Annotated in this window: 9 protein-coding genes; 2 read left to right on the forward strand and 7 right to left on the reverse strand. The window is 44.1% G+C overall.

Annotation, left to right across the window (positions count from 1 at the left end; all coding sequences use genetic code 11):
- Nucleotides 1-240 precede the first annotated feature (240 nt).
- The 7 genes from NM125_RS10425 to NM125_RS10455 all read right to left on the reverse strand — a co-directional run bounded on the left by NM125_RS10425 (nt 241) and on the right by NM125_RS10455 (nt 12,371).
- A complete protein-coding gene (locus tag NM125_RS10425; protein WP_255134861.1) occupies nt 241-1,257 on the reverse strand; it encodes a metallophosphoesterase family protein in 1,017 nt (338 codons plus the stop codon).
- A complete protein-coding gene (locus NM125_RS10430) occupies nt 1,257-3,248 on the reverse strand; it encodes a family 10 glycosylhydrolase (protein WP_255134862.1) in 1,992 nt (663 codons plus the stop codon). Before NM125_RS10430 ends, NM125_RS10425 begins: the two co-directional genes overlap by 1 nt.
- Nucleotides 3,249-3,316: 68 nt before the next feature.
- Nucleotides 3,317-4,711 carry a T9SS type A sorting domain-containing protein gene (locus NM125_RS10435; RefSeq protein ID WP_255134863.1) on the reverse strand — a complete coding sequence of 465 codons (1,395 nt, stop codon included), beginning with the start codon at nt 4,709-4,711 and terminating at the stop codon, nt 3,317-3,319.
- A 64-nt stretch (nt 4,712-4,775) separates the two neighbouring features.
- Entirely contained in the window at nt 4,776-6,050 is a 1,275-nt protein-coding gene (locus NM125_RS10440; RefSeq protein WP_255134864.1) for an IPT/TIG domain-containing protein, read from the reverse strand.
- Between the two features lie 15 nt (nt 6,051-6,065).
- Nucleotides 6,066-7,070, reverse strand: coding sequence for a PorV/PorQ family protein (locus NM125_RS10445; protein WP_255134865.1), 1,005 nt, complete (start codon nt 7,068-7,070; stop codon nt 6,066-6,068).
- Nucleotides 7,071-7,078: 8 nt separating this feature from the next.
- Nucleotides 7,079-9,196, reverse strand: a complete 2,118-nt coding sequence (locus NM125_RS10450) for a T9SS type A sorting domain-containing protein (RefSeq protein ID WP_255134866.1) — start codon at nt 9,194-9,196, stop codon at nt 7,079-7,081.
- A gap of 31 nt (nt 9,197-9,227) precedes the next feature.
- Entirely contained in the window at nt 9,228-12,371 is a 3,144-nt protein-coding gene (locus NM125_RS10455) for a TonB-dependent receptor (RefSeq protein WP_255134867.1), read from the reverse strand.
- Between the two features lie 647 nt (nt 12,372-13,018).
- On the opposite strand from NM125_RS10455, the gene NM125_RS10460 reads away from it, so the two are divergent.
- Nucleotides 13,019-13,798 (forward strand): tryptophan 2,3-dioxygenase, encoded by a 780-nt coding sequence (locus NM125_RS10460; RefSeq protein ID WP_255134868.1) that lies wholly within the window; start codon nt 13,019-13,021, stop codon nt 13,796-13,798.
- Between the two features lie 72 nt (nt 13,799-13,870).
- Nucleotides 13,871-15,058: a kynureninase/PvdN C-terminal domain-containing protein gene (locus NM125_RS10465; protein WP_255134869.1), complete on the forward strand. Its 1,188-nt coding sequence runs from the start codon at nt 13,871-13,873 to the stop codon at nt 15,056-15,058.
- Nucleotides 15,059-15,203: the final 145 nt, after the last annotated feature.

A 15,203-nucleotide genomic window follows, 5' to 3' on the forward strand; every position in this document is an offset into this window, starting at 1 on the left:
AAACTTTCAGGAATTCCGAAATTTAAAGCGAATCGGGTTCCCCATAAAAAACCGTCATTGCGAGGAGCTCGTCAATAAGAATGTAAAGCCGTGATGCATAACGACGCGGCAATCTCCCTTAACCGATATCCCAAATAAATCAAGGAGATCGCTTCGTCGTCAAACAATAGAGTCCTGCTTCATCATATGCTTCTCCTCGCGATGACAGTCATTCTTCTTTTCCAATAATTAAAACTCACCTTAGTTCTCAATTTCGGCGCGGTAAAGGCTATCCTGCCTTTGCTCCAGTTGTTGTCTGGTCTGTATTCTTTCTCTTTCCACGGTATCCTCAGGCTCAAGCTGATGCTCCCATTCGTACTCCACGGGATACCACTTCAAAATGTCTTTATTACCAAGTTCAAACACCGTATATCCGGGTTTAAATCCTAACCAGTTTCCACCCCACCATGCGGCAGAAGCAGACTGAGACGTTGTGTACCACACATCATTAAATCTAAAATCCTCGTTGATATGAGTATGTCCCTGAAGCAACATTTTTACATTATGCCTCTCTAAAACATACCGCAGATCAATATTATCCTGCAAGATGAAAGGACTCATGGCCATCATCTCAAAATCGCTGTTGATTTGCCCTTTATGAGAAAAAGCAGGCATATGCGAAACAAGAATAGCCGGCATGTCTTTATGATCGCCAAGGTCGTGGCGGAGCCAGTCCATTTGTTCTTCCCCGATCATGGGTTTATAGGCCGGGCCGTTCTCCCCTTCAAACTCAAAAATGGAATTCAACACTACAAAGTGCCAACCTTTATGATTAAAGCTGTAGTAATCTTTCTCCATCCCCAGCTCCTCCATAATCATTTTCCGGCCTATGCCTGGATGATCTTTCGGAACTTTTCGTCGGGAAGAAAGCCCGAGCACATCATGGTTTCCAAGGCAATGATAATAAGGTACATTAAGCTCTTCCGTGATACTTCGATAAAGTCGTATAGATTCCTGATAAGTCTCAAGTTCGGTGTACAAACCGTCAAACACCATATCTCCGCCCATCAACACTAAATCAGGGGCAGGATCAAGCGCATTAATGGATTGGATACACTTTTTATATCCCTCATGTCCTTGCCTGCGAGAGGTGACGTGCTGGTCGGTCAGGTGGACAATTCGAAAGCTTTCTTCATCGGAATGTTTACCGTTGAACAAAGTGCCCATTCCCAGGGCACTCAGTCCTACGTTTTTTAAGAAAGATCTGCGGGTGGTCATTATTTAATCAGCGTCATTTTTCGGGTCAGGGAAACATCACCCATGTTAAGCTGATAGATATAAATGCCTGACGACAATTCGGAGGCATCAAAATTAACGGTATGTTCTCCGGCCGTCATATTTCGGCTGACCAGCTCGGTAACCTGCCTGCCAAGCATGTCAAAAACTTTCAACGTGGTGAAGCCACTATTGGGCAAATCGAAGGTAATTCGCGTTACCGGGTTAAAAGGATTCGGATAGTTTTGAGACAGGGAAATTTGCTCCGGTGTCTCCTCAACCTCCTCGTTTGAAACCACGATTCCACCTTCGGCAGCGGCTGTAGGTTCACTTTCTACATTGTTTCGGCTCACAGCTGTAACAAAGTACCAGTGACTTTCTTCGGATGGAGGAGCGATATCGGTATATGACGTCTCCCCGGTTACGGCAACCAGGTTATAAGGGCTTTCCATCTCTTCAACAGTATTTGGAGACGAACCGGCATCTACCCGGTAAACCGCATATTTAATCAGCGTGTCAACATGACCGGTAGCAGATGCTTTAGTCTGCATGTCAACTTCCGGCTTATCCCAGCTCAGCTCAAATACATATTCCTTTTCGGAATCCCGGTTTACCACCAAGTTTTGAGGGCTGTTCGGGGCCGTTGTATCTTTCCAGGCCATGGTGGGCTGCAGGGCTGCATACTTGTAGAAGTTCGTTTTCAGGGAATCCGCAAATCCTTTGGAAGAATAGGTGGTAATGTTGCTGGATCTGAAAAACACACTTCCGCTTATGTTTTCATTATTCCTGTTATGGCGAATTTGACGGGGTATTTCATCGGCATCAAACAAGGTATTGGAAAAGGTACTGCTGCTGGAACGATAAAGTCCATGCCCCGGATAGATATGGCGATCATTAGCCACGGCCTGTTCCGCCCACCAGTCTGCAAGCTTGCCATAATCCTGGGCCGTCCCGAATCGGGTAAATGCCCAGTACAACTGAGGGGTTATATAATCAATTGTTCGTTGTTCCAGCCATGCGATACCATCACCGTAGATTACGCTGTAGGCATCCATACCACTCGTGCCCTGAGGTATTCCGCTTTTCCAAATTCCAAAGGGACTGATACCGAATTTAACCCAGGGTTTTACCACCTGGATGCTGTCATGGAGCATTTCCACAAAGAGATCGATGTTATTCCTTCTCCAGTCGTCTTTGTCATCAAAGCCCCGCGGGTATTGGGCGAATGTACTATCATCAAGAGCTTCATTTTTATTTGAACTGCCCATGTGATTGGGAGGATATGGATAGAAATAATCGTCAAAGTGGATTCCATCCACATCGTAGCGGTTTACTACATCCATCACCACTTTTACATTGTATTCCATTACCTCCGGCAGGCCGGGATTCATAATGGCAATTTTGTCATTCATTACAAACAGCCACTCCGGATGCTTATTTGCTACATGCAGAGAATCGCGTGCGGTAGTTCCGGGAAGCTTATTTTTTGAGTTCGCATCGTAGTATCTGCCGAGAATAGGTTTCAGGCTTTCGTCGATGTTTTCATTGTTGAAAATCTTTTGTGAGAAATCATCAGGAATTGTACGCATCGCGCGGTAAGGGTTCAGCCATGCATGAAGCTCCATTCCTCTTTTATGAGCTTCTTCAATTACAAATTCTAAAGGATCCCAATATGGATCCGGAGCAACGCCTTCTTCTCCTGTCAAATACTTCGACCATGGTTCAGTATCTGAATCATACAGAGCGTCTCCTTCAGTTCTTATCTGAAAATACAAGGTGTTTATTCCCGCTGCTTTAAGGTCATCCAGGCGGTCAGTCAAACTTTCTTTTTGAAAACGTACGGGTAGATTTCCTGAGGCGGGCCAATCCAGGTTTATTACCGTTGCCATCCATGTGGCTCTGAATTCTTTTTTAGGGGGCTCATTTTGTTGAGCAAGCGTACTGCCGGCAAGTAAACTTACAATTAGCAGTAGTATTGATTTTTTAAACGACATGATATTCATTTTTCATAGGTGTAAAAAAAAAGGCAGCACAAGGCTGCCTTTTATCGGCTTATTGCCTGTTACTTAATCAGAGTCATTTTGTTCGTTAGTCGAACGCCATTAGCCTGCAGCGAATAAATGTAAACGCCGGAAGACAGGTTAGAAGCATCGAAAGAAACTACGTGCTCTCCTGCATTCATTCGGGTATTTACAAGAGTTGCCACTTCACGACCTGTCATGTCATATACTTTCAGAGTTACAGGACCTGCCTGGTTGATCGTATATTCAATGTTAGTCGTTGGGTTAAATGGATTCGGATAGTTCTGGCTTAAGCTATAGCCTTCCGGAATCTCATTCTTGTTCTCATCTTCGTTAGAAGTATAAACCTGATCGGTGGTAAACTTCTGAAGATCCACATCTGTTTCACCAGCACTGAATGAACCAATGTATGCAATGGTACCATCAGGCGAGAAGTCAAGAGCACGAGGACGTGCGTTGTCATAACCGGATGTTACATCAGCACCAGCTGCCCATTGGATACTGTCCAATCTTGTTTCGTCAGAACCCAATGTAGAATAGTCAAAGGCATACCAGGTTTGTGGTTGAATACCTTCAGCTGGTACATCATTCAATGAACCTGAACCAATCCACAGGTTATAGGTTTGTGGATGTAGATCGAAGCTTTCCGCTTTATAACCTCTTAAAACAGTATCTGGTACAGCACCAAAGCTACTGAATTCGTCGGGACGTGAGTATTCCAGCACAGCACCTAAGGTATATCCAGCCCACCAGACTTTGTTTCCATCAGGGGAAACCTGGAAGTCACGTGAAAAGCTTGAAGTAAGAGTTATGATCTCTTCAGGATTCTCGAGATTAGGATCGTACTTAACGATAGGAGCATCTGTTGCTACTACAGCAGAAACGTAAACATTACCATCACGGTCAGTAGAAGCTTCTGTAAGTGAACCAATTTCTGGAGCAACTTTAGCTAATACTTTACCATCTGAGTTCAGTTTGAATAATACGTTCCACTGAGAAATAATGATATTACCATCATAATCAGCTTCAATACCTCGACCGGATCGGGTATCATATCCTCCCGCTCCATCGTTTAATGAAGGATCCCAGTATCTACCCAGGGTATCGTTAGGTGTTTCTCCATCTTCCCATTCTAATACGGTAAGTGGCGAGAAATCAGCAGGTGTACCATCCGCATTGTAAACGTAAATGGCACGGGTACTTAATGTATCTGGCACCCCGTCATCCCCGAGATCTCTGTTAACAACTATAGTTTCAGTCGAATAAAATGACTGAACCCAAACTTTGCCTTCATTATCTACGGCTACACCATGTACCTCGAAGAAGAGATCATCTCCATCAGGGACAAATGTTGTGTCCTGCGTCCACTGTGCAAAAGCCAATGCCGGTAACAGCATAAAACTTAGCACCATTAATAGTTTATTCGTTTTCATCATATATCTCCTTTGTATCTTTTTATCGATAGGTCTTATTAGGTTATTGTTTTGGTTATCGTTTTAGTTAAAATCCGAAAATCCCGGCTCTTCTTCGGTCATTCATATCCAGGAAGTTAATGCTGTTTTCATCTCCACGAACCGTTACTACAGCAAATTCATCATCCCTCCAGGTTATGCTTGTGGCACCGGGCTTTAGCATTCCTTCGTAGAAAGCTTCATGTCGCCCATCAGGGAATACCCTTACCATACTTGGCTTCGATACATCATTTATTTCTCTACCCGTTGTTATAATTAATTCACCATTCGAAGCAAATATCATATCTGAAACAGAACCTCCGTAATGCTGTCCGTAGTCAAAATAGAGACCTCCCTGTGTCAGGTTTCCTCCTCCATCAATGGTAAATTTCCAAACTTTTTGTCCGCCATCAATTTCTCCACCTACAAATAGCTCGTTGTTATTGCTATAAAATGCAACCGAAGACAGCGCTCCTGCAAAGGGAGTCTTGGACTCATTTTTATTAGCCGTGTTGAATCTGTGAATTTGATCACTGTCTGCTCCTACAACCCACAGGTACCCGTTGTTATCAAATACAATATCACGAATCTTTAGGTTACCGGACGAAGAAGCCGCCCAAACACCTTCCTGCAGGTCATCACCGAATGTTTTACTGAAAATAGCTCTCAGGTTCTGCTGAGCCATAAATAAATCACCATTCGGCCCCACTTCCATCGTGCTGTAAGCAGTAAAGCGCATACTACTGTCAGCCGGATAGGGGTTATCATTGTCATCTAACTCTGTTGGATACCTGGTCATATCAGTAGTAACAGTTCCATCGGGAGAAATTCTCGTGTACCTGATAATCCCATTCGTGTTAATAATGGTATATATATTGTTCTGAGCGTCAACTGCTACGGGAGATGTTGGCGTGTTGCTGTCATCAACCCCCGGATATAAACCAAAGGGCTGGAACAGATCATATTGATACGCTTCGCTAAAAAATTCTGCTCCACGCACACCTACTCGAACATCCAAATCATCACCCCAAATAGTGCCCGGGCGAACCACCAATCGTGTTTTAGTCGCGCTTTTAACCACTCCTGCAGAACCGCCAAAGTTGATTACTACACTATCAACATCGGTTGCAAAATTTTCGCCTGTCACTATTACCGAATCTACCCCGGCCAGATATCCGTCCTCTGGGGTAATATTGGTTACAACGGGATTGGGTCGGGAAGGCTCATAGCCCGGATCGTACACACTATTGCCTTCTTTACAGGAGATCAATCCGGTAGCTAAAACTGCTAATAATACGAGATGATTTATTTTTCTGAACTTCATGCTTACTAATGTCATTTAAAATCCTATTTGAGCACTAAACCTGTTTACCTCTCCAAAAACACCGAACTGAGTATATGAGTAATCAACACTCAGCACTAATGGACCGATAGGCTGTTTGATACCGGCACCGAAAGTAAGCTGCTCTTCATCTTTCGGGAAACCATATCCTCCGCGAAGTACGAACCGATCAATAAACGTGTATTCCAGACCGAACAGAAGTTGTTCATCATAGTCTCTGGGGCGATTCGCATCTATACTTACCAATAATGAATGAACATCCGGGTCAAGATTCGTCAAGTCCAGCACATCCATGGAAACCCCAATCTTAAACGTAAGCGGAAGCTCAGCTCCTTCATCATCATAACTTACTTCCGGAGAGAAATTCCTAAGCGCCATTCCAAAATTCAAACTTCTGAACCCTGTTTTATAGAGCACTCCGAAATCCAGCACCCCGGTTCCCGCCGAAAATGATTGGGTCTCGTAGTTCCCTGCCCCATCCGTGCTAATTGCAGCACTTCCTAAGTTTTGATTACTGTATCTGAAGTTTGCACCAACTGAAAACTGGTCGGTCACCGCATTTGCATAAGAAAGGCCTACCGCAAAGGCTGTTGGATTGATGGTTCCAAGGTCAATATAGCCCTGCTCGTTGTCGGCTCTTGCCGTGGATAGGATGTCTCCGTAATCCACCGAAATAGCGTTTAACCCTATAACCCCGAATTTACCATCGGCCGGCTGATAAACCAGCGTGGCTGAATTGTGGTTGATGTCCGCTATCCATTGCACAGCCCCTACGCTTGCGGTGTACGTACCGTTTATATAGGCCATGGTTGCCGGGTTGTATAAGGCAGAGTAGGCTCCCATTTCAACCGAAGTAACGGCTCCGGATAGGGCAGAAGCTCTGGCAGAGGGCGATACACTTAAGAATTTCATACTTGTTTGCGCTCTTTTCTTTTGCCCGTATATATCTGAGGTACAAAGAAGCGCTAAAATACAGAGGAATATTGCTTTGGTTAATCTCACTTTTACACCTATAGTATGATTACAATTTTTCTTGTAGCTACTCTGCCGAATTCATCACTGTTGGGATCTTCGTTGATAATTCGGGCAATGTAAATGCCACTGGCTACTCTTTGACGGTAGTCGGTCTTTACATCCCAGTAAATGTCACCGCTGCCATTTGTGTTAGTCAAAGTCCTTATTTTTTCTCCCAGCTCGGTGTAGATTTCAATAGTACAGACACTCGGTACCTCAAAAAAGGCAACCCGGTCTTCACTGGCTACACTTCCAAATTTCAATTCAACGGGGGAATTGGCCCGATACGGGTTCGGAACTACTCGTATATCTGCCATCGCTTCACCGGCAGGTCGCAGCAAGCGCGCAGGGTCGTAGCTTTGCATGTAGTATCGGTTACTGACCAACTCTGTATTCGTTGGCGTTTGCCCGGTTCCATCGTTGTTCACGTTGCCGACACTTACTATATAGTAGTAGTAGTCGAGCCCGCGAATAGGGGGATCCAATAAATATTCAGGTCCGCGATCCACATCCCCGTCTTTAATAAAATTCTCACTCGGATCAGCTTCATACAACAGCCGGTATGTACTGTCTAACCGGCCGGAAGCACGGTAAATTCTAAATCCTGATAGGTTCGATGTATTTCCGGTGTATTCCCATTCCAGGTCAATTCCGTTACCTGCAGAGGTTACCGTAAATATACTTGGAGGCTCAGGCGCTTCGGGGATGGCATATCCGGATTCGTAATTCGCAATGGCCCGTTCAAATGTTTGAAACAAAGAGTCTCTTCCCTGGAAAACCACCCTGTTCTTTTCTTCAGCTGTGATATCGCCTCTCTTAAAAGCGGCACCTGTTTCATTGGCTACCTCCCGTGAAATACCTGATGAGGCTTCAGCTATGACGATAGTCACACTGTCTCCGAATGCAATGTCATAAGGTCCATATCCATAGGTATAAGCCTGCCCTCCACCTTCACCCAAAGAAGGATCGTTTGAAGGGTTCACAAAACCATCAAAACCACTTGGCTCTACCACGTAGGCATGTCGGGGTGAAACCCTGCCACGATTCATCATCTCGTACTCATCTTCCATTTTAGTAACGTTAAAAGCATCGTTGTTACTGTATAATGGATCATCATTATGCTCATACGACATGGTAAAAGGCTGACCTGGATCATCGGTAGGATCCGTTGAGGAGGCATCCGCATGCAGCGTTACGGTTCCTACAAAGTGATAGGCTGCCAGCCTTCCTGTGGTATCATCGGCTGATAAATAACCACCGGTGGTATTTGGTACAAAAATCGGGGCTCCGATATTGTCATAATTTGGATTGGCAAAACTTGGGAAATAGCCATGCCATGCAAAAGAAGCCCTGAAGTCTTCCGGTTCACCGGGTCGGGCACCGTCCCCTCGCTGATCATTCATGGTATTAATACCCCAGCCTGTTGCGTTACCGATGGTATATCGGGAAGCTTTAACCGGTGCCATTCGGTTCAGAAAGTAGGGTACAAAACCTGTGATATCCTGCCCCTGCATTTCAATCTCAGGGTCATCATCAGTGTTGCCTGTGTTTACAAAGGTATATTCAATAATGTGATAGTTATCGTGGTACTGCTGGCTAAACTGCTTGATGGTTCTTTTTACCGTAACACCAATCAGGGTGTTTGTAACCACGCGTATTTCACGGTCAGCTTCCAGGTTTGGATCTATACGATCGTTTTGTACACTTTTTGAAAATGAATCCAAACCATCTACAGTAACTGATGGTGGCTGAAACTTACTTACCGTTTCCATGCTCACAGGGTAAAATTCTCCAAGCCCGGTTACACGAGGGCCCACATGGACTACCCGGCTGCTGAAGGTAGTTCCGTTTTCGTCCGTATAGTCTGTTACTCCAAGCCAAAGTGCTTTCATGGCCTGGGCATCCTGACCTCTGTAAATAGCAGGCCATTGCCATCCGCCCTGCTGTTCCTTGATAAAGCCTTCTTCAATTTCAGAGCCAATACTGGAATAAAAATTGTGAAAAGACCCCGCCGATAACCATCTGTTTTCTACTTGCGAATAGGCATTAGCAGACAACCCAAAGGCTATTAGTAGCGAAGCACAGATACTCTTATACAAATTCTTTCTACTCATTACGCTTGTTTAATTATTACTGCTCTGTTATTTAAAACGAAAATCTTACACCAAAACGGATCGTCCTTGGATCAAGGAAATTGAAAAACCGTTGATTAGGCATATTGATATATGCTTTGTCGTCTAACACTTTATTGACAAAGCCCTTATCTGCTTCAACAAAAGATCCGTTTTCAAACTGGTAATACTTTCCTTCCTGGGTATTGTAGTACAAGGCCCGCCCGTTCGGGTTACTTATGGTTCCCAAATCAGTAGTAGCTTCAATCGGTACATACTCAACACTTGCAGGACGGTAGTCGCCTGGTTGATCGTTACCGGGAACACGCGAGCTCAATAAATTTATCTCTTCAAGCTTTCCTTTTGGCAGGTGAAGTGAAGCCATATAATCCAGGTAATCGTTACCGTCAATCAGGCCGGAATTGAAAATGCTGAAGTTTCTTCGGTTGATCACATTACTCACATCAGCAAAGAATCGAAGGTTAGATCCGTCCCCGAGGTCCACGCGTTTTGTCAATCGCAGGCTGGTTCCCCAGAAATCTCTGTATTGCAGGTTATCCACTATACCGGGAATTGAACCTCCTCCTGTATAAGTAAACTTATCCCCTGCCCTCCAGGTAACTAATGGCACAACCTGCCAGCTACCTAAGGGGTGGCCACCAAGAAATTCAGGTCCAACATCAGATGGTGTCTGGAAATACAATTGCAAGCGGGCATAAGGACGTGGTGTTGATCTGTTTATGTCATTATCAGCTGTTAAGCGCTCGTATTGACGTTGCTCAAATGGGTTTTCATAGTTTTCAAGCGTTCCAAAAAACCCAGTCGTTTGCACATCATAGGTGTAATTAATTTCACCCCAGAAAAATCTTCCTCTTTGTTTTCTGAGAGTAAATTCTATACCGCGGATATCTTCATATGAAAATGGCCGGCTAACCGTGTAGTTGCTGTTATCACGTCCTGTAAATGAAACCTGAATAGGCTGGTTGGTCAAATCTTTATAGTAACCGCTTATTCGTATCAAATAATTATCGAATAAGTTTTGCTCATATCCGAGTTCATAAGCAACGGTTTTAGGTAAACTATTACCCGGAGCAGCAATACGTGTTACGGTATTCGTAAAAGGCTCAACTCGGACCAGATACAGGTTTTCTGGATCCGGTAGCTGAACGAAATGTCCGTAATTAAAGAACAGCTTACTGCTTTCGGTGATTGGGAAAGAAACCCCTAAGCGTGGCTGCAGTACAACCTGAGGATCAACATCTGAAGTAGCTGCCGTGTCCAGCGCGGAAGCGTTTCCACTCGAAAATAAATCAGTAAAAGGCTCATAATCATACCACTCAACATTCGGGTCATTGTAGGTCAGGCGAAGCCCCAGGTTAGCTATCATACCACGGAACTCTAACTTATCCTGAACATATGCTCCTATTCGGTACGGAGTTGTATTCCAAACGGAGCGGGTACGGCCTGAAGGTAGCACCTTATCAAAAGAACCGTAGTTTACCCGGCTGTTGGTCCTGTTAAAATCAATTCCCGCCTTGATCAAGTTAAAGCGATCGACCTGGCTGGTGATGGCGAAATTCACATTCAGGTCAGAAACCTCACTACTATCCCGGGAGGTACTCATTCCAACTCCCATTCGCATACCGGACGCTAAGCCAAATGAGGTCTCATCAAAGAATCCAAATGGAGCTGCAGAAAAACCAACTCCTCCAAAACTAACAACATCGGAAGTATCGCGAAATCCACCGGGATTCGTGCTGTTACTTGAATAATAGTTGCTAACCTTTACTTCGTAAAATGTATTGTTGTTGATGGAGTGAGTAAACTGTGCCCCGAGATTTGCACTTACTCTTTCAGATGGCGCCCAGTAATCGGTAGCATATAATCTGGACTCAATGAAACTTACCCGTTCAATACTACCTGCAATACCGGACGGGGATACAAAGAAGCCCGGATTACCTGACTGACTGGCACCTGTACCTGTTTCCTTACTGTACAGTCCGTCAATCGACAATTTCATACCCGTTCCCACATTACTCGTTACTTTGGTCTGGAAAGTAGTTTGCTGATACCGGTCTCTTGAAAGCGGTACCATGTACATGGTCTGGGTTTGGCGAAGAGATGATGAAAACCGCAAGTCTCCTAACTTTTCACTTACAAACGGAACCGGGCCACCTACCGTCAAATCAATTTCATAATCAGGCTCGGTGATGGCAAAATCTTTTCTGTGCTGCCATAGAAAAGCCTGCTGAGCTGCCTCAGGTGTCAAATCATTTGTTGGATCGTCGTCAGCGAGAAGGTTCTGTGAAAAAGCATTCCACCCAATAAATGATGGATAATTCTGCTGGGTGTATCGGTCCCAGGTTCCGTTGTCTGTACCGGTCCAGGCCACTTCATCATCCATATAAGGACGAAGCCAGTATGAATTAGGACTGTTTATATCCTGCCCTACATTTTTCTTTTGTGGAGGGGTAATACGAATCAGCCCATCTACCGTATAACGATCAGGATTACCTTCTTTACTGGTAACATTAATCAAACCGGACCTGAGGTTACCGTACTCAGCATTAAAACCACCGGTTTGCAGCTGTACATTTTCAACTGAAGTAACACTTACTCCGGTAAACGGGCTGTTATCTCGCCCGGAACGAAGAGTAAATCCATTCAGGTTGAACGAAATCTCATCAGAGCCACTACCCCGAACGCTTAAACCTTCAACACCGGCTTGCAGACCAACCACATCAGAAACACTGGCTACCGGAAGCGCATCAATATTTTCTTTACTAATATTAGCCTGACTGGAAGAAACATCTTTCTTCACAACAGGTTGTTCAGCCACAACCACAACTTCTTCCCCTTCAAAGGTTTGTTCCGACATTTCGATATCAACCTCAGTAGTCAGGTTGATGTTTACTTCCACCTCTTCAATAACAACCGGAGTAAACCCCACAAATGAGGCTCTAAGGGTGTAAGTGCCCGGCTTCACGTTTAATATTTGATAATATCCATCCGGTTGAGTAGCTGTTCCCTGGGTTGTTCCTGCAATAATTACGTTCACCCCCGGAAGCGGTTCCCCTTCCATGTCAGTTACAAATCCGGTTATCTTACCGGTTTGCGCGAGAAGGGATTGAGAGATAAGCAAAAAGAAGAAGAATGATAGTAGCTTTTTAACATCCATAGACTGAAAAATTATTTTTAACAGTAGAAATCCCAAACAGGATTTTTCAGTGTTGACTGAAACCGCATAGTATAAAATTCCAATTAAGAAATAAACTTTTGTTGAAGGTTTTTTAGCAAACAGTGAAACTCACTGAATTTCGTTAATTCCTTTGCCTCGAAGCTGCTTCATTTAGTTACTTCTCTCTCTTACCTATATCCCTGATATCCCCACCACCCTTATAAAAAATTTTCTTCTATATAACTTCCAATCCTTGCTTATGCTTTAACCATCTGAATTTTAATTGACTTGCCATGAAAAATTTTTTCACCAATTACCGTTTATTAAACACTCAGCATTTCCCTAAAAGTTTAAATGAACAGCCAAATTTAAGCCCTTTATACTATTCGTTGTGCGCCGGTTCGATATCTTAAATTCCGTGTGGTTCCAAGGTTTTCTTCATAGAAAAAATTCTCAAAACCATACCAAGTAACATTTTTTAAATATTTCGCACATAAATTTTGAGCGTGCATGGTTAAAACCTATCCCGGATTTCAAGAAATCTCAGCTATTTTTGACGAAATGGATCACCTGATTCTATCTTGCAAATTGAGTTTTAGCATCAATCCGCTGATCTGGCTATCATTCGGCTCAATCAAATTCGAGCTATGAGCCTTACATATACCAACTACCTGAAAATCGACGAACTGCTTGAACTACAGCAGCTTAAATCAGACCCACCTGAACATGATGAAACCCTGTTCATCATTATCCATCAAACCTATGAGTTGTGGTTCAAACAGATATTGCATGAATTTGGGAAGCTCCGCAATAACCTGGAAGACGGAAACACCTGGGCTTCTCTTAAAACCATGCGGCGGGTTCTTACCATATTAAAAACCATGGTCTCCCAAATTGATATCCTGGAAACCATGACCCCTCTTGAGTTCAATAGCTTTCGAAAATTCCTGGGCCAGTCGAGCGGGTTTCAATCCCTGCAGTTCCGGGAAATGGAAATCGTTTGTGGACTCCGCTTCCCCTTAATGAAAGAAGCCCATAAAGATCAGCCCACACATATAAAGGTATTGGAGCAGCGGATGGAGGAATCTACGCTGTGGGAAAGTTTTTGTGCCTACCTGAGAACGCGGGGATATGACATCCATCCCGAACGGGAAAATGAAAAGGGATTGGTTCATGAACCTTCCGAAGAAATTCAGGATATGTTGGTTAAAGCCATGAAAAACGACCCCGAGGCGGCTGTAATCGCAGAGCTGTTTGTGGATTATGATGAAGGGCTGCAGGAGTGGCGCTACCGGCACGTTAAAATGGTGGAACGAACCATCGGCACCAAAAAAGGAACCGGTGGATCGGACGGTGCCAAATACCTGCATAAAACATTGAACAACCCCATTTTTCCTGACCTTTGGGCTATCCGTTCAAAATTTTGATTTATGCGAACATTTGGCATTTAAAAACAGTTAACTTAGCACCTTTATCTTCACGTACATCCCTTATTTTTTATGTCTGATATTGATTTTTTAGCCAATAAGCTCTCCCCTCATTATTCTCACTTCGATGTAGCAAACCGACTTCTTTTTACCGGTCACTCCCACCAGGCCTGGCCGGATGTAGCGCGGGAAGGACAAACCGAATATTTCGATGTGTGCGCAAAACATGTAGACAACAAATGGGACATCGCTTTTGAAAAGACGGAAATCCTCAGAAATTACCTGCGTGATTTTTATGATGACCCTGAAGGATTCTATTGTCGTGAAGAAAGCACTCATGTGCTATTCGTAAGCTGGATGAGCAGTCTGGATCTTAAAAATAAGCCCAAAATTATATCCACCGATGGTGAATTTCATTCGTTGTTTCGTCAGCTGCACCGGCTGGAAGAAGAAGGCCTGGAGTTTATTCGCGTAGCAACTGAACCCGATGAAAATTTTGCAGAACGTATTATTGATGAAATGGATGACCGGACATCGGCCATCATGCTTTCCCGCGTGTATTTTGAGACTTGTCTTATTAATACACACCTCACCGAAATTGCTGCAGCGGCCAGAGAAAAAGACATCCCCGTTTTAATTGATGATTATCACGGAACCAATGTTGTTCCTCTGTCTATCCGGGAAGCCGGGCTGGAAGACTGTTTTATCCTGATTGGAGGCTACAAATATTTGCAGTGGGGAGAAGCAAATTGCTTTCTTCGTTTTCCAAAAGATTGTGACTATCGTCCTGCTATTACAGGATGGTTCGCAGCGTTCAGCTCTCTCGACAAACCCCGAACCGATGCCCCGGTGGAATATGATAATGGCAACCAACGTTTTGCCAGCGGAACTTATGACCCTTCCTCCCAATTTCGAGCTGCCCGGGTGGTTGAGTTTTTCCGGGAACACGGATTATCTCCAACTGTTTTGCGCGAACAATACCTGGCGCAAGTCGGAATGTTAAGAGAACGATTTCTTGCCCATCAGTTTGACAAATCCGTGATTCGCCTCACCCACGAAGAGCCTCTGGAACGGAACGGCGGATTCCTTTCACTCACCTCTCCCCACGCCCGGGAAATAAGAGCTGCTCTTCTTGAAAAAGGTGTCTTCACCGATGCCCGTGGTGAAATTCTACGGTTTGGGCCTGCCCCCTATATATCCACTTCTCAGATTAATGAAGCCATAAATGAGCTTAGAACTGTTGTGAAAAATCTGCCCTGAAAATTTTTTTTGTAAGGAATCCCTTTTTAGTTGCTCTAACATGTATCACACATAAACAACTTTTGGGGGAAATATTTTAAATGAGTACATCTGAAATTTGTCTATCACATATATTGAACATATATTCAAATTGTTTGTTCAGAGG

The sequence above is a fragment of the Gracilimonas sediminicola genome, assembly GCF_024320785.1.
Lineage (GTDB): Bacteria > Bacteroidota > Rhodothermia > Balneolales > Balneolaceae > Gracilimonas > Gracilimonas sediminicola.